The organism is Micromonospora sp. NPDC048907 (assembly GCF_055586885.1).
The window spans coordinates 117669-133642 of record NZ_JBVJHI010000002.1; the positions used below are offsets into that span (position 1 = coordinate 117669).

A 15974-nucleotide genomic window follows, 5' to 3' on the forward strand; every position below is an offset into this window, starting at 1 on the left:
CCCTCGACGGCGGCGGTCACGCCCCCCGCGCCGACGGCTGCCGGGCCGCCGCCCGCTCGGCGTCGATCACCGCACGGGGCCGCTCGGGTCGGCCCATGCCGCTGAGGCGCAGTACCGCCGGTGTCAGGAGGAACAGCCCGGCCGCGAGGCCCGCGACGGCGGCCATGGCGCCGCGCAGTCCCACCGCGTCGGCCCACAGGCCGACGTACCCGGGACCGACGAGGTACCCGAGGTAGGACACGGTCGTGACGACGGCCGTCGCGCGGCCCCGGTGGGACTCGTCGACGTGGCGCGACACGAGCCCGATGAGGGTCGGGAACAGCACCGCGGTCCCGGCGGCGGCTGACGCCAGCCCCAGCCCGGCGACGACCAGGGTGGGCGCGGCGGCGACGAGCGCGGTGCCGGCCGCGGCGGCCGAGGCGCCGACGAGGAGGACGACGGGAGCGTGGGCGGCCTTGAGGCCGCCGGCGGCGAACCGCGTGATCGCGACCGTGCCGGCGAAGAGGGCGGGTGCGACGGCGCTCAGCCCCACACCTGCCCCGAGTTCGTCGTGGGCGAAGACCGCGCTCCAACTCTGGTGCGCGTTCTCGCTGGCGAACGCGAGCGCGCCCAGCACCCCGATGAGCAGGAACGGCAGCACCCTCCACCGACCGCTCGGGGCGGCTTCCGGCGCCCCGACGGCATCGCGGGCGCCGGCGGTGGCCCCGGCGGGCAGCGTGGCGAACAGGGCGGCGCCGGCCGCCAGCGCGAGCGCGGCGACGGCGAGGAACGGGAGCCCGAGCGGCAGCGACGCGCCGGACGCCAGGCCGGTGGCCAGGCTGGCGAGGACCACCAGGCTGGAGAAGACGCCGTGGGCGCGGGTGATGACGGGCCGGCCCGCGGTCTTCTCGGCCCGACCGGCGACCGCGTTCATCGACACGTCGGCCGCTCCGCTGGTGGCGCCGACGAGGGCCAGCCCGGCGCACAGACTCGTCAGGTTCACCGCGGTCAGGGCCAATCCGGCACCGACACCGCCCAGGGCGCCGATGAGCACGGCCGCGACCCGCAGGCCCCATCGGTCGAGTGCCCTGCCCGCCAGCAGCATGGCCGGGAGGGCTCCGGCGCCCACGAACAGCAGCGCGAAGCCGAGCTGGCCCGCGCCGATGCCGGCCTGCTGCTGGACCCGCGGCACCGAGGCACCCCAGACCCCCCAGAACGAGCCGAAGGCGGCGAACGCCACGTACGCCGAGACGGTGAGACGTCGAGGCGGGGCGGCCGGGGTCCACGTCATGTGTGTAACGATACACGTGGCCGGTTAGGGTGGCATCGTGGAAGCGCCCGGCGGCTCGAAGCGGGTGACCCTCGCGCAGGTGGCCGAACTGGCCGGCGTGTCGGTCATGACCGCCTCCTACACGTACAACCGACCGGAGCGGGTGTCGCAGCGGGCCCGGTCCAAGGTGCTCGCCGCGGCGGACGCGCTCGGATACGCCGGACCCGACCCGAGCGCCCGGTCACTGCGCCGCGGCAGCACCCGCACGCTCGGTGTGGTGATGGGCGAGCACCTGAGTTACGCGTTCGAGGATCCGGAGGCGGCGTCCTTCCTGGCGGGTATCGCCGACGTCTGCGCGGACCGCGGTTACGGCATGACCATCCTGCCGGTCACGGGCGCCGCCGACGATCTTCCCCGCATCACAGACGCCGCCGTCGACGGCTTCATCGTCTGGACCACCGCCGACGACGATCCGATCCTGGCGGCCGTCCGCGCGACGAAGCGCCCCGCGGTGGTCCACGGTGGACCCGCGGTGCGCGGGTTGGGACTGGTGAGCATCGACAACCGCGCGGCCGCGCGTGCGGTGGGCGCTGTCGCGTTCGCGGGCGCGAGGCGTCCGGCGGTGGTGAGCTTCCCGCTGTCCAGGGAGCGGGTCAGCACGATCACCGGTGGTGACGGCATACGCGACGTCCTGTTTCCGGTGACCCGTGAGCGACTGGAAGGCTACCGGCAGGCGGCCGAGGACGCCGGCATCGCCTGGGGCGACGTCGTCGTCGGGGTGTGCGCCCGCAACGACGCGGCCGAGGCCGAGCGGATCGCCGCGAGCCTGCTGGCCTCCCCCGAGCCGCCCGACGCGATCGCGGCGATGAGCGACCAGCAGGCGGCCGGCGTGATCCGGGCGGCCCACGCGGCCGGTCGGGTCGTCCCGGACGAGGTGGCGGTGACCGGGTGGGATGACGCCGCGGTCGCGGCACAACTGCGGCTGACGACTGTCGCCCAGTCGCTGCGCGAGCAGGGCGCGGCGTGCGCGCAGGTGGCGCTCGGGCGGGAACCGGACCCCCGGCGGGCCTCGTGGTCCGTCGTCCGCCGGGACAGCACCCGCCGCTGACGACGCGTGCTCACCGACCGGCTCGGTCCCGAGCGGCCGTCCGGCGGCCGGCCCTAGGCGCGGCCCTCCTTCGCCGGCAGCGTCCCCACGAAGCGGACGCCGCGGTCGACCCACCGGGCCAGCTCGGCGTCGCCCGCGCAGGCCGAGGGGTCGACCGTGATCCAGCCCCGCATCGGCCGCCCCCGCATCACCGTCGCCTGTGCGCCGGGCTCCGCCTCCAGCCGTTCGGACTCCGCCGGGTCGACGCGGACCATGAGGCCGCCGGCACCGCGGACGACCACCGCCATGTTGCCCTTCACCAGCATCGCCAGGCCGCCGAACATGCGCTTCTCGGCGAGCCCGGGCTCCCGCCCGAGCAGTTCCCGTACCCGGTTCGCGAGGTCCTCGTCATACGGCATTCCCGCATCCTGGCACCCGGCGGCGCCTGGGTGGACCACCCGGACGGACAGATCGGGGCGAAGCGCCACCGGTGCACCGACCTGCCCCGGCCGGTCACGGCCGGGGCAGGTCGGCGCAGAGCTTCGGCGGGAAGGCCGGCTCGACCGTACGGACACGTCCGCAGCCGGCCTCCGTCGAGCCGGCGATCGTGGCCCAGCCGCGCGGCCCGGCCCAGCGCAGGAAGTAGCGGCGCACGCTGACCGAGGCGTCGCAGCCCGGCCGCGCCTCGGCGCCGCACGGCACCGGATCGAACGGCACCGTCATGACCAGCCACCTGCCGTCGCAGCGTTCCGGCGAGCCGACGGAGTGCCGGGACACGTCCATCCCCCGGACCACGACGCTGATCCAGGCCGGGTCACAGTGGTCCGTCGGCATCGGATCGCAGCCGAAGGTCGCGTCGCAGCGGCGGTACTCCGCGCCGTCGCGCTTCCACGGCTCCTGGTTCAGCACGACGATCCGGTCGGCGATCGGCCCCGGCGTCGTCAACGTCACCTCGCCCGGCGTGTGCGTGGGGCAGGCACCGACCACCCCCGACAGGCGCGAGTCCTGCACCACGTTGGCGTAGATGCGGTTGTTCTCCTCGGTCAGGTAGGTGATCCGCGGATTCCGGGAGCACCCGTCGGCGTCGGCGAGGAGCGCCACGGTCAGCGCGAGCGAGCGCGGGTCGGCACCGACCCGGACGGCGGTGACGTCAGCCTGGTAGGTGGTCCAGCCGGTGTCGGGGGCGGGGCCGCCGTCGGACGTGGGCAGCTGGCCCGGCCGGGCGCAGCCGATGAGCGCGGCCAGGCACAGCAGGGCGGTGGCGAGTCGACGCATGGCCCCGAGTCTGGTCGCGCCACCCGCGTGGCACATCCGTACGGGTACTCAGCCCACTTCCGACGCGACCCGCTGTTCCGGGATGTTGAGGCCGTAGAGGGCCATCAGTTCCGGGCTGTCGATCCGGCTGCCGTCGGCCACCGAGTCACAGGCGATGTCGACGATCTGGTCCTTGTGCGCCAGCAGGTACGGCCGGGCGCCCACGTCGGCGCTGGCCAGGGTGGCGATGCCGGACCAGTGCCGGCGGCCGAACAGCATGGGATAGCCGCGCAGCCCGTCGTAGGTGGCGCAGACCAGCACGTCCGGGTACGGCAGGGCGGCGACCCGGCGGACCGCCGCGGCCGTGAGCCCGGGCATGTCCACGGGCACCACGACGACGGCCTCGATGGTCTCGTCGGTCAGCGCGGCCAGCCCGGCCCGGATCGAGGAGCCGACCCCGGTCCCCCAGGCCCGGTTGACCACCACGGTGGCCGCGGCCAGGTCTGTGGTCTGCCGCACCTGGTCCGCCGCCGCGCCCAGCACGACGACGACCTCCACGCAGCCCGCCTCGGCCAGCGTGTCGATCATTCGGCTGACCAGAGGCTTCTCCCCCTGGTGCAGCAGCGCCTCGGGTCCGCCGATCCGGCGGCCCCCACCAGCGGCGATGATCATTCCTGCGATCCGGTTCAGCGGTGCCCCCTCGACCTGGGGGACGGACCGGAGGCAGCAGCGCCCGGTCCGTCCCGTCGTACGCACACCGGGCCCAACGAGCACGCCGGGGGCCGGGTAGCGGGGCAAATCGGAAAATTGCGTGACTATGCCGCGTCCGCGTAGCAGTCCACGACGGAGAGGTCGAGCGGGAAGCGGACCGGGGTCTCGCCGAAGAGCAGCCGGGTGGCCCGCGCACCGGCCTCGCTCACCGCCGCGACCACCGCCTCGGCCGTCTCGGCCGGGCAGTGCACGATCACCTCGTCGTGCTGAAAGAAGACCAGCTCGGCCCGGGTGCCGGCCAGCTCGGTGCGGAGCGTGGCCAGCAGCGTGGACGCCCACTCGGCGGCGGTGGCCTGGATGACGAAGTTGCGGGTGAACCGCCCCCGCGAGCGGGCCGCCCGGGCCCGTGGGCTCTGCGGATCCGCCCCGGCGTCGACCACCGCCTCGTCGCCGTCAACGAACCCGACCGACCCCGGCGGGGGGCAGGTGCGCCCCAACCACGACCGGACCAGCCCGCCCGCCTCACCGGTGCGGGCCGCCGCCTCCACGTGGCCGAACGCGGTCGGGTAGTTCTTCTTCAGCACCGCCAGGGCGGGCAGCGCGGCACCGCCGGTCTGCCCGTACATGGCGCCGAGCAGGGCCACCTTGGCCCGGGCCCGGTCGCCGGCGAACGCGTCCCGGGCGAGCGCCGCGTAGAGGTCACCGGCGCCGCCCGCGGCGGCCAGCCGCTCGTCGCCGGAGACCGCGGCGAGCACCCGCGGTTCGAGCTGGCCGGCGTCGGCCACCACGAACGTCCAGCCCGGGTCGGCCACCACGGCACGCCGGATCACCTTCGGGATCTGCAACGCCCCGCCGCCCCGCGTGGCCCAGCGGCCGGAGACCACGCCGCCGGGCACGTACTCCGGGTGGAAGCGGCCGCCGGCGACCCAGGCGTCGCGCCAGGCCCAGCCGTGCGCCGTCCAGATCCGGTAGAGCTCCTTGTATTCGAGGACCAGCGGCACCGCCGGGTGCTCCACCCCGCGCAGCGACCAGGCCCGGGTGTTGGGCAGCTCCACGCCGGCCCGCGCGAACGCCTTCAGCAACTCGGCCGGGGAGTCGGCGTGCAGCTGGCGGACGCCGAACGCCTCGGCGATCCGCGCCGCCAGCTCGGCCAGCCGGCGGGGTGGCCCGCCGACCGGGGACGCCTCGCCGAGCAGGTCGGCCAGGATCGCGTCGTGCACGTCGGCGCGCCAGGGCAGGCCGGCGACACCCATCTCGGCGGCGATCAGCGCGCCCGCCGACTCGGCGGCCACCAGCAGCCGGAACCGGCCGGGGTGCCCGGTCCGCGCGACCCGGTCGAGCTGGTCGGCGTACACCCTGGTCAACGCCGCGATGCCCGGACCGGGCGGGCCGGACGGCGCGTCGAAGAGCGCGCCCTGGCCGTGGCCGGGCGGCTCGGGCGGGCGGGGCGCCGGATCCGGCGGGACCGGCGCCCCGGTGAGCCGGGCCCAGGCCGCGGCGAGCGACCGCGGCTCGCCCCAGCGGCCGGCGTGGCCGAGCAGCAACGCCTCGGTCAGCTCGACGTCGTGGCACCGGTCCAGCCGGACGCCGGCGCGCAGCAGCGCCGGGTAGAGCGTCGCGCCGGTGGCCCAGACCCAGCGGGGCCGGTCGGCGGCCTCCCGGGCGGCCACCGCGGCGGCCAGGTCGGCCACCGGCTCGGCGGGGCCGGTCGGGCGCCCAGCGTCGTCGAGCGGTTGCAGCACGCCGCCGCCCCGCTCGTCCGCCACCACCGCCACCGGCACGGACGCGATTCTGCCCGGCCCCTCCGACAGGCGGCGGAGGGACCGGGCAGCGGGTCGCCGAGCTACTTGCTGACGCCGGCGGTCAGGCCGGACTGCACCTGGCGCTGGAACACGACGTACACGATCAGGACCGGCAGCATGGCCATGGTGACCCCGGCGAAGAGGCCGGACCAGTCGGACTTGTAGCCCTGGTTGACCGACAGCTCGATCAGCCCCTGGGCGATCACCTGGTGCTTCGGCTCGCCGGACACCGACTGCATGAGCAGGGTCGGCAGGTACCACTGGTTCCACTGGCCGAGCACGTTGAAGATGCCGATGCTGATCAGGCCGGGCTTGGCCATCGGCAGCATCACGCTGAAGAACGTCCGGGTGTGCGTGGCGCCGTCGACCATGGCCGCCTCGGCGATCGAATCGGGCAGCGTCCGGAAGAACGAGTGCATGAAGAAGACCGTGAACGACAGCGACCAGGCCACGTAGACCAGGATCAGCGTGAGGTGCTTGTTCGGGCCCAGCAGCGGGAACACCACGTTCATGTTGTAGACGCCCTTGAACAGCGGCACCGCGGCGAGGTAGATCGGCAGGGTCAGCCCCGACAGGAACATCCAGTAGATGAGCCGGTTGCCCCGGAACTCGTAACGGGCCAGCGCGTACGCCGCCATCGAGCCCAGCAGCATCGTCAGGGTCACGCTGAAGACGAGCACGAGCAGCGTGTTCAGGAAGAAGCTGTCGATCCCGGCCGACCAGGCCCGGGCGAAGTTGTCCCACTGCAGCGACTCGGGGATCAGCGACAGCGGCTCGCGGATCACCTCCGAGTCGGTCTTCAGCGCGGACATCACCACCCACAGCAGCGGGTAGATCACCATCACGGCCCACACCACCAGGAACAGGTGTGAGAAGCCGTTGAATATCCGGCCGCCGATGCCGCCCGCGGCTCGCTCCCGGCGGTCCGCCGGCGGGCCGGCCGGCGGCGCCGCGCCGGGTCGCCTCTGGTCGGAGGTGTGGGTCACCGTGCTCATCGTCCAGGCCTCCTCAGAACTCGATCCGCTCACGACGGGTGATCCTCAGCTGGACGGCGGCCAGCAGGATGGTGAAGATGGCCAGCGCCACGGCGATCGCGCAGGCGTAGCCGAACTGGCCCTTCTGGAACGCGTTGAACTGGATCACCGAAGCGAAGATCTCGCTCGCGTGGTTCGGGCCGCCCTGGCTCGGCGTCATGACGAAGACCAGCGCGTACATGTCCAGGGCGATGAAGCCCAGGTAGACCCAGGCCACCGAGATGGTGTCCCGCAGCAGCGGCAGGGTGACCCGGAAGAACGTGTGGAACCGGCCCGCCCCGTCCAGGATCGCGGCCTCGTAGATGTCCTTCGGGATCGACTGCATGGCCGCGGAGAAGAGCACCATGTAGAAGCCGGCGCCGCTCCACACCGCGATGAGCAGCAGCCACCACAGCACCGCGGGGATGCCCAGGAACGGCTCCGGGTCGGCGGTGAAGGCGATCGGGTTGTCGGCGTCGACCAGCCCGATCTTGATGAGCAGGCCGTTGATCAGGCCCTGGCTGTCGGTCCGGTAGATCTGCTGCCACATGACGGCGATGACCACCAGCGACAGCACCTGCGGGAAGAAGAAGATGACCTTGTAGAGGGCGGAGCCGAACACCCCGCGGATGCCGGCCCTGTCCTCGCGTCCGCCCACGTTGAGCAGGAACGCGAGGAACAGGGCCAGCGCGATGGTGAACAGCGGCACGGTGACCAGGAAGAAAACGTTGTGCCAGAACGCCTTCCGGATCAGCTCGTCGGAGAACAGCCGGACGTAGTTGTCCAGCCCGACGAAGCGCTGGGAGTCCGAGTACCCACCCCAGTCGGTCAGCGAATATCCCGCCGCCTGCACGAACGGCCACACCACGTAGAACAGGTACAGCGCGACGGGCAGGGCCAGGAAGCCCGTGACGAAACGCGCGACTCCGTGCCGCATAGGACTCACTCTCTCCGTCGGATCAGGCGGTGCGGGTCTGCTTCTTGATCGACGAGTCCTTGGCGACCTTGTCGGCGGCCGCCTGCATCTTGTCGACGAACTGCTGCGCGGTGAGCCGGCCGGCCATCAGCTCCTCGGAGAGGTTCTGGCTCTCCTTGTCCAGGTCGGCGTAGAAGTCCTGGAACTTGACGGAGATGAGCTCGGTGCCGCCGTTCTTCATCAGGCTGTTGGCGCTGGAGAGCGCCGTGTCCTGCACGTTGTCGCCGGAGCCCTTGGTGGAGGCCAGCGACTTGGTCAGCTCGGCGAACTTGGCCGAACCCGCCTTCGACAGGATCGCCCGCAGGAACTCCTTCGCGGCCTCCTTGTTGGGGGCCTTGCTCGGCACGACGAAGCCCTCACCGGACGCGGCGAACACGTCCTTCGGCGCCTTGTCGTCGGCGTTGTGCCAGTAGTCCGACAGGGTCAGCTCGAAGCCCGGCGGGATGGTCGCCGCCATCTCGTTCTTCAGCCAGGTGCCGACCTGGATGAACGCCGCCTTGCCGTCGAGCCAGGCCTGCTGCGACTGGGTGTGGTCGAGCTTGCCCGGGAGGAGCAGCTTGTCCTTGACCAGCTTCTCCCACGGCTCCAGCGCCTTGACCACGCCGTCGGCCTTCCAGGCGTTCTCCTTCAGGTTGTCGATGTCGACGATGACCTGCTTGCCGCAGGCCTTCCAGATGCTCGCCATGAGGCCCCAGCGCGGGTAGTAGCCGTGGAGCGCGTCGTGCACGTACGGAGCCATGCCCTTGGCCTTGATCTTCGGGGCCAGCGCGAAGAACTCGTCCCAGGTGGTCGGCGCCTGCCAACCCTCCTTCTTGAACAGCGCCGCGTTGTACCAGTTGCCCCACACCGTGTACGCCACGTTCACGACGTAGAACTTGCCGTTCTGGGTGCCGTCGCCGACCGTGCCCGGCAGCAGCGAGTCCGCGACCGTGCCCTCGCTGTCCCACGCGGGCGCGGTGAGCAGGTCGTCGAGCGGCTCGATGGCGCCCTCGTTGATCAGCGTGCTGCGGTCCATCATGTCGGCGCCCGAGTTCATGACCAGGTCACTCGGCTGCGTCGCCATCTTCGGCTGCTCTTCGGTCTTGATCTTCTGCGTCGAAGACATGTTGACCGTGACGTTCGGGTGCTTGGCGCTGAAGATGACCTTGTCTTCCTTGGCCCACTGGTCGCCCAGGCCGCCGTTGAAGATGACCACCTTGACGGCGCTGCCGTCCTTCACACCGAACGGGTTGTCCTTGCTCTTGGCCCCGCCGCCGCCGTTGTCGGACTTGCTCGGCTCGCTGCCGGCGCAGGCGCTGAGCAGGCCCATCGCCGGGGTGGCGAGGAGGCCGGCCGCGGCGGCCCGCTGGAGCAGGGTCCGACGACTGAGGTCACCGAGGTTCTCGGGGGAAACCGACATCTTTGTCTCTCCTTGTGGTGTCGGGTCAGGCGGTCCGCCGGAGGCGCCCGGCGTACCGCGACTCGAGGGCGAGGTTGTGCTCGTCCCCACCGGGGACGTTGGCGGAGAGGTAGATAGGGGGTACCTCCCCGGCCTGGTGGAACCGTCGTACGACCTCGGCGGTCAGCAGCTGCGCCAGCAGCGCCGCGGTGACCGACGAGACCGCACAGACCGCGCCGCCGCCCTCGAGCGGCAGCAGTGCGTCACCGTACGGCGCGCCGTTGTCCAGCACGACGTCGGCGAGGTCGGCGAGCCGTTGGCCGGACGGGTGCCGCGGGGCGACCCGTGCGGTGTGCTCGACCGAGGTGACCGCGATCAGGGGGTGGCCGTGCTCCCGGACCAGCGTCGCCAGCTCGACCACCGAGCCGTTGATGCCGGACTGGGAGGCGACCACGAACACGTCCTCCGGCTGCGGCGCCGCCAGGGCGTAGAGCTGGTGCGCCACGGCCGGGTCGCGTTCCAGCTTGGGGTCGGCGAGCACGTCGCGGGGCGCGTCGCCGTGCAGCACGAGGTCGTGCAGGGAGAGTCGGTTGGTCGGGACCAGGCCGCCGGCCCGGGCCACCAGTTCGGCGGCGAACGCCTCGGAGTGACCGGCGCCGAACGCCTGGAGCACCCCGCCGGCACGCAGGCCGCCGGCGATCACGTCGGCCGCCCGGTCGACCGCCTCCGCCTGGGTGTCGACGAGCCGGTCGAGCACCGGGCGGACGGCGTCCGCGTACCGCTGGGCACTGATCATGAGGTGGCCCCCTTCTCGGCCTTGTGCCCGTCGACGGCCTGGGCGGTACGCCGGAAGGCCGCGTGGGCGCGGTCGTGGGTGCGCTGCGCCACCGCGATGTAGAGCAGGTCGAGCACGACGAGCTGGGGGTGCCGCGCGGAGAGCGCGTCGGGCCGGAAGGTGGTGGCCTGGCTGGCGGTGACCAGCACGATGTCGGCCAGCTCGGCAAGCGGCGAGCGGGGGAAGCCGGTCAGCGCGACAGTGGTCGCCCCCCGGCTGCCCGCCTCGGCGAGCATCTCGATGGTCTCCCGGGTCTGCCCGGTGTGCGAGATGCCGAGCGCGACGTCGCCCACGCCGAGCAGCGCGGCGCTCGCCAGCCCCTCGTGCACGTCGCTCCAGGCCCAGGCGGCCACCCCGATGCGGTGCAGGCTGAACTGCATCTCCTCGCCGACCAGGGCGCTGCCGCTGGCGCCGAAGATGTTCACCCGGCTGGCCCCGGCGATGGCCACGGCCGCCCGCTCCACCTCGCCGAGGTCGAGCAGCGCGGCGGTGTCGTGCATGGCCCGGGTGTCGGCGGCCATGATCTGATCGAGCACCCGGGACAGCGGGTCGCTGGGCTGGATCTCCCGGCCGATGTCGACCGTCCACCCCGCCGAGCGGGCCCGGCCGGTCTCGGCGGCGATGCCGAGCCGCAGGTCGGCGTAACCCTCGAAGCCCATGGCCCGGCAGAACCGGGTGATCGTGGCCGGCGAGGTGCCGCTGCGCTCGGCCAACTCCACGATGGTGGCGCGGGCCGCTGCCTCCGGGTCGCTGAGCACGTGCTCGGCGACCCGGCGCAACGCCCCCGTCAGCTCCCCCGCCCCGGCCCGGACCCGGGCCAGCACGCCGTCGGAGGAGACGGCCACCGCACCCCGCCGGTCGACCGCGTCGGCGTCGACCACCGCGGTCCCCGCGGGGGTGTCCACCTCGTGATCAACCATGGGACGCCTTTCGGAAAAGAGTGTTAACTGTTAGTGGTAAAAGTTCTTACTGAAGGCCCCTCCGTGTCAAGGGCGTGGGCGAAGTTTTCAAACTGTTACCTGGCGCACAGACCGGATCTTGCGCCCGGGAGCCTGGCCGACCAGCATGAAGGGATGTCGGACACCGTCGTGGTCGGCCTCGACGTCGGGGGTACGTCCACCCGCGCCACTGCCCTGACCCTCGACGGGGCACGCCTCGGCGTGGGCCGCGCCGGCGGGGGCAATCCGACCAGCCACGGCGCCGAACGGGCCGCCGCCGAACTCCTCGCCGCGCTGCGCGCCGCGCTCGCCGACGTCGACCCGACCCGGGTCCGTGCCGGCGTCATCGGGCTCGCCGGGGCCGGCCGACTCCTCGCCGACCCGCAGGGCCGGGCCGCCTTCGACCGGGCCTGGGCCGACGCCGGCCTGCTCTGCCCCTACGCGGTCCACGGCGACGCCCTCGTGGCGTACGCCTCGGGCACGGCGGCCCCGGACGGCACCGTGCTCATCGCCGGCACCGGCGCGATCGCCGCCCAGGTACGCGGCCTGCGCCTGGACCGCACCGCCGACGGCCACGGCTGGCTGCTCGGCGACGCCGGCTCCGGGTTCTGGCTGGGCCGCGAGGCGGTCCGCCGCCTGCTCACCGACCTGGACCGGGCCCAGCCGCCCGGCGACCTGGCGCGCCAGGTCCTCGCCGAGCTGACCGGCACCACCGAGGTCGCCACCCGCCCCCGCGCGACCGCGGACGCGGTGGTGCAGGCGGTGACCCGGCGACCGCCGGTCGAGCTGGCCCGGCTCGCGCCGCTGGTCGCCACCGCGGCCAGGGACGGCGAACCGACCGGCCTGGCCCTCGTCACGGAGGCGGCCGCGCTGCTGGCCGAGAGCGTCTCCCGCATCCGGCCGCCCGGCGCGACCGACCCGGTGGTGCTCGGCGGCGGCCTGCTCACCGGCGACACCCCGCTGGCCGCCGCCGTCCGCGCCGAACTGGCCCGCCGGTGGCCCGACGCGCCGCTGCGCAGCGCCGGCGACGGGGCGGCGGCGGCAGCCTGGCTCGCCGCCCGCGACCTGCCCGAGGTCACCGACCCGGCGACCCTGCACGCCCTGCTCGTCCCGCCCACCTGACCCCTGGGCCCACCGCACCTGCCCCCTGGCGCTCCGCCCTGACCCCTTGGGCCGTGCCGCCGTGCCCCCTTGGCCCGCCGCACCTGCCCCCTGGCGCTCCGCCCTGACTCCCTGGGCGTGCCGCCGTGCCCTGGGCCCGACACCTGCACCTGGGCGCGCACCGCACCGGGCCCTGCACCTGCACCTGCTGGCCTGCGCCGCCACGCGGCAGCGGTGACACGCCTGGAGGGAACCCTCCGGCCGTCCCGCCGCGGCCGCGCGAGTGCGACCTGGATGCCGACCCGGCGGCCGGAGATCATTCCGTCGATGGTCCGGCACGAGGAAGGTCCCGCCGGGCGCGCCCGGCCAGCTCACTCGCGTTCCTGCCGATGTCGCCCCAACGGCACGTGGGAGGCACGTGCCGGTCGACCGCCTTCTGCTCAGCGCCTAGCAACTTGATGTCGTGGGTGACTCACCGCAGCGCCCCGTGGGCGAGCCCGGTGGGCGAGCCGGGTGGGCTAGCCCGGTGGGCGAGCCCTGTGCATCGTCCGCGTCATCAGGTCAGGTGAGTCACCCACGTCATCAAGTTCCTAGCGGCTCGTGAGGTATGCCCGACCCGCCTCGGCGCCGTGAATCGCGTGTCGGCGTTGAGGTCCGCCGGATCTTGGCGAGTTGCTGTTCGCTGCTGACGGTGAGTCTCGCGCTCCCCCGCCGTCGGCGATGCAGGCGCCGGCTCGCCGCGGTGGTCGCCGCCACGATCTGGTGGACGGCCGGGCGGGCGCTCCGCCGGCCCGTGTCGCGGCGGCGGCGGGGGCGCCGTCGGACGGGGGCATCACGAAGGACTCAGCTCGTCAGCGCGCGGCGCAGGGATCAGCGGCCGGAAAAGGGTGCGGGGCGCCTGGCCGAGATGAGGGAACGTGAGGCCCGCGACCGCGACGGGAACCTCTGCGAGATGGACGGTCAAAATCGGTCACGCGAGCCGGACCCGCCGACCTGCCCGCACTGGGCGGGAAGCCGGAACGAAACAGCGGGCCGGTCGACGGCGCGTCGACTGACCCGCTGCTGCGGTGCGGGAACTCAGGCGTTCGGGTAGCCCGGCTGCGCCTGGGGCTGGCCGTACTGACCCTGGGGTTGGCCGTACTGACCCTGGGGCTGGCCGTACTGAGCCTGGGGGGCCGGCTGGCCGTACTGACCCTGGGGGGCCGGCTGGCCGTAGGGCGCCTGCGGCGCCGGGTGGCCCGGCTGGTGCGGAGCTTGGCCGTAGTGGCCCTGCGGCGCCTGGCCGTAGGGGGCCGGCTGACCCTGCGGGGCCGGCCAACCCTGGCCCGGCTGGGCCGGGGCCGACGGGGCGAACTGGCCCGGGGCGGACGGGGCGAACTGGCCGGGCTGGGGCGCGCCGGCGAACTGGTGCGCCGCGGCCTGCTCGCGGGCCTCCTTGCGGGCCTTGACGGCGCGCACGATCAGCAGGATCGGCAGGATGAAGACGTAGATGAAGATCCGGTAGGAGCCGCCCTCGAAGAGGAACATCAGGTAGAAGCCGTAGGCGAAGAACGCCAGGCCGACGACCACGTTGAGGATCCGGGCCCCGGTGCCCTGCTCCTTGATGGCGATGCCGATGGCGACCATCGCGATGCCGCCGAGCAGCAGCAGGAGGTCGTAGATGAGGAAGAACATGTGATTCCTGTCGATCGGTGAAGGTGCCGGCCCACGATAGAGGAGCCCTCAGCGGTCGCGCTGCCCCGTTGCCTGTGGCAACGACCTCACTTGAGCTGCCCGGCGGTGAGGCCGGTCTGGATCTGCCGCTGGAACGCGACGTACACCGCCAGCACCGGCAGGGTGGCGATGGTCAGTCCGGCGAACAGGCCGCTGAAGTCGCCCTGGTAGCCCTGGCTGACCGCGAGCGCGGTGAGGCCCTGCGCCAGCACCCACTTGGAGTCGTCGCCCTGCATCAGCACCTGCGGCAGGATGAACTGGTTCCAGTGGCTGAGGAAGTTGAAGATCGCCACGCTGATCAATCCTGGTCGCGCCATCGGCAGCATCACCCGGAAGAAGAGCCGGAAGTGTCCGCAGCCGTCGATGAGCGCCGCCTCGGCGATGGACGTCGGGAGCGTCCGGAAGAAAGCGGTCAGGAAGAAGACCGTGAAGGGCAGCGAGTAGGCGGCGTAGACCAGGATCAGCCCGGTCCAACTGCCGAACAGGCCGGCGTTGCGCACCACGAAGAAGAGCGGCACGAGGGCGAGGAACACTGGGAACATCATCCCGCCGACGAACAGGTAGTAGACGACCTGCCGGCCCCGGAACTCGTACCGGGCGAAGACGTACGCCGCCGTGGCGCCGAGCAGCATGGTGAGGGTGAGCGAGCCGGCCACCACGATGCCGCTGTTCAGGAAGTACCGGCCGATGTGCGCCTCGGTCCAGGCCCGGGACCAGTTCTCGAAGCGCAGCGCCCCCGGCAGCCCCCAGGGGTCGGAGAGGATCTCGCCGTCGCTCTTGAACGAGCTGATGAACATCCACAGCAGCGGCAGCGCGGTCAGCGCCGCCCAGAGCAGCAGGAAACCGTGCGAGAAGAGGTTGGCGACGCCCAGTTCGCGGCGCAGCCGCCGATCCTCGCCGCGGGCGGCCCCGGGCTCCCCCGCCGCCGTCGTGGTGGGCCGATCCAGCGTGGTCACGAGTATTCGATCCGATCGCGACGGGCGGTACGCAGCGCCAGCACCGCGACCGACAGGGTCAGGAACAGCATCACCACGCCGATGGCCGAGGCGTACCCGAACTTGCTCTCGCTGCCGAACGCCGTCTCGTACATCCGCAGGCCGATCACGTCGGACGAGAAGTTGGGTCCGCCGTTGGTCATCTGCTGGACCAGGATGAAGCCGTCCAGCGCGGCGATGGCCAGATAGATCCAGGCGACCTGCACGGTGTCCCAGAGCAGCGGCACGGTGATCCGGCGCAGGGTGGTCCACCGGGACGCCCCGTCGAGCATCACCGCCTCGTAGATGTCCCGCGGGACGGCGGACATGGCGGCCCCGAAGAGCACCACGTAGAACCCGACGTTGCTCCAGACCATCACCGCCAGCACGCACCAGAACGCGGTACGCGGGTCACCCAGCCAGGTCGGCGCCGGCAGGCCCAACGCCCGTAACGCGCCGTTGAGCAGGCCGTTGTTGGGGTGGTAGACCTCCTTCCACAGGAGGGCGATGATCACCACCGAGAGCACCTGCGGGAAGAAGTAGACCATCCGGTAGACGGAGGTGCCCCGGACGCCGGTGACCCCGGCCCGTCCCTTCCGGCCGCCCATGTTGAGCATGGTGGCGAAGAACAGCCCGAGGCCGATGGTGAGCACCGGCACCACGGCGAGCATGATCGCGTTGTTCTTGATCGCGTTCCACACCTGGCCGTCGTGCAGCAGCGTCCGGAAGTTGGCCATCCCCACCGGGTCGGCGTGCGCGGAGTAGCCGAGCCAGTTGGTGGTGGAGATCTGGAACGCCTGCAGGTACGGCGACAGGACGAAGACGCCGTAGAGCAGCAGCGGCGGCACCAGGAACGTGATGATCAGCGGGTACTTGCCATGTTTCACGAGATGGACCTACTCCCCAGCGGCAGGCCGGTGGGGACGGACGGGCCGCCCCCACC

The 15974-nt window shown here is 72.7% G+C and carries 15 protein-coding genes; 2 read left to right on the forward strand and 13 right to left on the reverse strand.

Going from position 1 to position 15974, the window contains the following annotated elements; translation table 11 throughout:
* Positions 1 to 16 precede the first annotated feature (16 nt).
* Positions 17 to 1270 carry an MFS transporter gene (locus ACZ6PY_RS05685; RefSeq protein WP_466069605.1) on the reverse strand — a complete coding sequence of 418 codons (1254 nt, stop codon included), beginning with the start codon at positions 1268 to 1270 and terminating at the stop codon, positions 17 to 19.
* Positions 1271 to 1307: 37 nt separating this feature from the next.
* Between ACZ6PY_RS05685 and ACZ6PY_RS05690 the strand changes: the two genes are divergently transcribed.
* Positions 1308 to 2357, forward strand: coding sequence for a LacI family DNA-binding transcriptional regulator (locus ACZ6PY_RS05690; protein ID WP_466069607.1), 1050 nt, complete (start codon positions 1308 to 1310; stop codon positions 2355 to 2357).
* 53 nt (positions 2358 to 2410) lie between these two features.
* Here ACZ6PY_RS05690 and ACZ6PY_RS05695 read toward each other — a convergent pair whose 3' ends face one another.
* The 9 genes from ACZ6PY_RS05695 to ACZ6PY_RS05735 all read right to left on the reverse strand — a co-directional run bounded on the left by ACZ6PY_RS05695 (position 2411) and on the right by ACZ6PY_RS05735 (position 11225).
* The gene (locus ACZ6PY_RS05695) at positions 2411 to 2755 is read right to left on the reverse strand and encodes a TfoX/Sxy family protein (RefSeq protein WP_466069609.1); all 345 of its coding nucleotides are present in this window, start codon (positions 2753 to 2755) and stop codon (positions 2411 to 2413) included.
* A 94-nt stretch (positions 2756 to 2849) separates the two neighbouring features.
* Positions 2850 to 3611 carry a hypothetical protein gene (locus tag ACZ6PY_RS05700; RefSeq protein ID WP_466069611.1) on the reverse strand — a complete coding sequence of 254 codons (762 nt, stop codon included), beginning with the start codon at positions 3609 to 3611 and terminating at the stop codon, positions 2850 to 2852.
* A gap of 48 nt (positions 3612 to 3659) precedes the next feature.
* The gene (locus tag ACZ6PY_RS05705) at positions 3660 to 4262 is read right to left on the reverse strand and encodes a nucleotidyltransferase family protein (protein WP_313719476.1); all 603 of its coding nucleotides are present in this window, start codon (positions 4260 to 4262) and stop codon (positions 3660 to 3662) included.
* A gap of 143 nt (positions 4263 to 4405) precedes the next feature.
* A complete protein-coding gene (locus ACZ6PY_RS05710) occupies positions 4406 to 6112 on the reverse strand; it encodes a bifunctional 3'-5' exonuclease/DNA polymerase (RefSeq protein WP_466070747.1) in 1707 nt (568 codons plus the stop codon).
* 32 nt (positions 6113 to 6144) lie between these two features.
* Positions 6145 to 6945, reverse strand: a complete 801-nt coding sequence (locus ACZ6PY_RS05715; RefSeq protein ID WP_466070749.1) for a carbohydrate ABC transporter permease — start codon at positions 6943 to 6945, stop codon at positions 6145 to 6147.
* A 166-nt stretch (positions 6946 to 7111) separates the two neighbouring features.
* A complete protein-coding gene (locus tag ACZ6PY_RS05720; protein WP_262286015.1) occupies positions 7112 to 8053 on the reverse strand; it encodes a carbohydrate ABC transporter permease in 942 nt (313 codons plus the stop codon).
* Between the two features lie 22 nt (positions 8054 to 8075).
* Positions 8076 to 9491 (reverse strand): N-acetylglucosamine/diacetylchitobiose ABC transporter substrate-binding protein, encoded by a 1416-nt coding sequence (ngcE, locus tag ACZ6PY_RS05725; protein ID WP_466069613.1) that lies wholly within the window; start codon positions 9489 to 9491, stop codon positions 8076 to 8078.
* A gap of 25 nt (positions 9492 to 9516) precedes the next feature.
* Positions 9517 to 10266: a sugar isomerase domain-containing protein gene (locus tag ACZ6PY_RS05730; RefSeq protein ID WP_466069615.1), complete on the reverse strand. Its 750-nt coding sequence runs from the start codon at positions 10264 to 10266 to the stop codon at positions 9517 to 9519.
* Positions 10263 to 11225: a MurR/RpiR family transcriptional regulator gene (locus tag ACZ6PY_RS05735; RefSeq protein WP_262286018.1), complete on the reverse strand. Its 963-nt coding sequence runs from the start codon at positions 11223 to 11225 to the stop codon at positions 10263 to 10265. Before ACZ6PY_RS05735 ends, ACZ6PY_RS05730 begins: the two co-directional genes overlap by 4 nt.
* Before the next feature lie 153 nt (positions 11226 to 11378).
* On the opposite strand from ACZ6PY_RS05735, the gene ACZ6PY_RS05740 reads away from it, so the two are divergent.
* On the forward strand, positions 11379 to 12365 hold the full coding sequence (locus tag ACZ6PY_RS05740) for an N-acetylglucosamine kinase (RefSeq protein WP_466069617.1): 987 nt from the start codon (positions 11379 to 11381) through the stop codon (positions 12363 to 12365).
* A gap of 1056 nt (positions 12366 to 13421) precedes the next feature.
* Here ACZ6PY_RS05740 and ACZ6PY_RS05745 read toward each other — a convergent pair.
* From ACZ6PY_RS05745 to ACZ6PY_RS05755, 3 genes are all read right to left on the reverse strand, one after another.
* Positions 13422 to 14018, reverse strand: a complete 597-nt coding sequence (locus ACZ6PY_RS05745; RefSeq protein ID WP_466069618.1) for a hypothetical protein — start codon at positions 14016 to 14018, stop codon at positions 13422 to 13424.
* Positions 14019 to 14104: 86 nt separating this feature from the next.
* Positions 14105 to 15013: a carbohydrate ABC transporter permease gene (locus ACZ6PY_RS05750; protein ID WP_466069620.1), complete on the reverse strand. Its 909-nt coding sequence runs from the start codon at positions 15011 to 15013 to the stop codon at positions 14105 to 14107.
* Positions 15010 to 15918, reverse strand: coding sequence for a carbohydrate ABC transporter permease (locus ACZ6PY_RS05755; RefSeq protein WP_313719463.1), 909 nt, complete (start codon positions 15916 to 15918; stop codon positions 15010 to 15012). Before ACZ6PY_RS05755 ends, ACZ6PY_RS05750 begins: the two co-directional genes overlap by 4 nt.
* Positions 15919 to 15974: the final 56 nt, after the last annotated feature.

Excerpts from the sequence above, each read along its gene's own strand:
- ACZ6PY_RS05695 (WP_466069609.1), bottom strand. The coding sequence starts at position 2,755 with ATGCCGTATGACGAGGACCTCGCGAACCGGGTACGGGAACTGCTCGGG.
- ACZ6PY_RS05730 (WP_466069615.1), bottom strand. The coding sequence starts at position 10,266 with ATGATCAGTGCCCAGCGGTACGCGGACGCCGTCCGCCCGGTGCTCGAC.
- ACZ6PY_RS05745 (WP_466069618.1), bottom strand. The coding sequence starts at position 14,018 with ATGTTCTTCCTCATCTACGACCTCCTGCTGCTGCTCGGCGGCATCGCG.
- ngcE (WP_466069613.1), bottom strand. The coding sequence starts at position 9,491 with ATGTCGGTTTCCCCCGAGAACCTCGGTGACCTCAGTCGTCGGACCCTG.
- ACZ6PY_RS05700 (WP_466069611.1), bottom strand. The coding sequence starts at position 3,611 with ATGCGTCGACTCGCCACCGCCCTGCTGTGCCTGGCCGCGCTCATCGGC.
- ACZ6PY_RS05720 (WP_262286015.1), bottom strand. The coding sequence starts at position 8,053 with ATGCGGCACGGAGTCGCGCGTTTCGTCACGGGCTTCCTGGCCCTGCCC.
- ACZ6PY_RS05705 (WP_313719476.1), bottom strand. The coding sequence starts at position 4,262 with ATGATCATCGCCGCTGGTGGGGGCCGCCGGATCGGCGGACCCGAGGCG.
- ACZ6PY_RS05740 (WP_466069617.1), top strand. The coding sequence starts at position 11,379 with ATGTCGGACACCGTCGTGGTCGGCCTCGACGTCGGGGGTACGTCCACC.
- ACZ6PY_RS05715 (WP_466070749.1), bottom strand. The coding sequence starts at position 6,945 with ATGGTGATCTACCCGCTGCTGTGGGTGGTGATGTCCGCGCTGAAGACC.
- ACZ6PY_RS05735 (WP_262286018.1), bottom strand. The coding sequence starts at position 11,225 with ATGGTTGATCACGAGGTGGACACCCCCGCGGGGACCGCGGTGGTCGAC.
- ACZ6PY_RS05685 (WP_466069605.1), bottom strand. The coding sequence starts at position 1,270 with ATGACGTGGACCCCGGCCGCCCCGCCTCGACGTCTCACCGTCTCGGCG.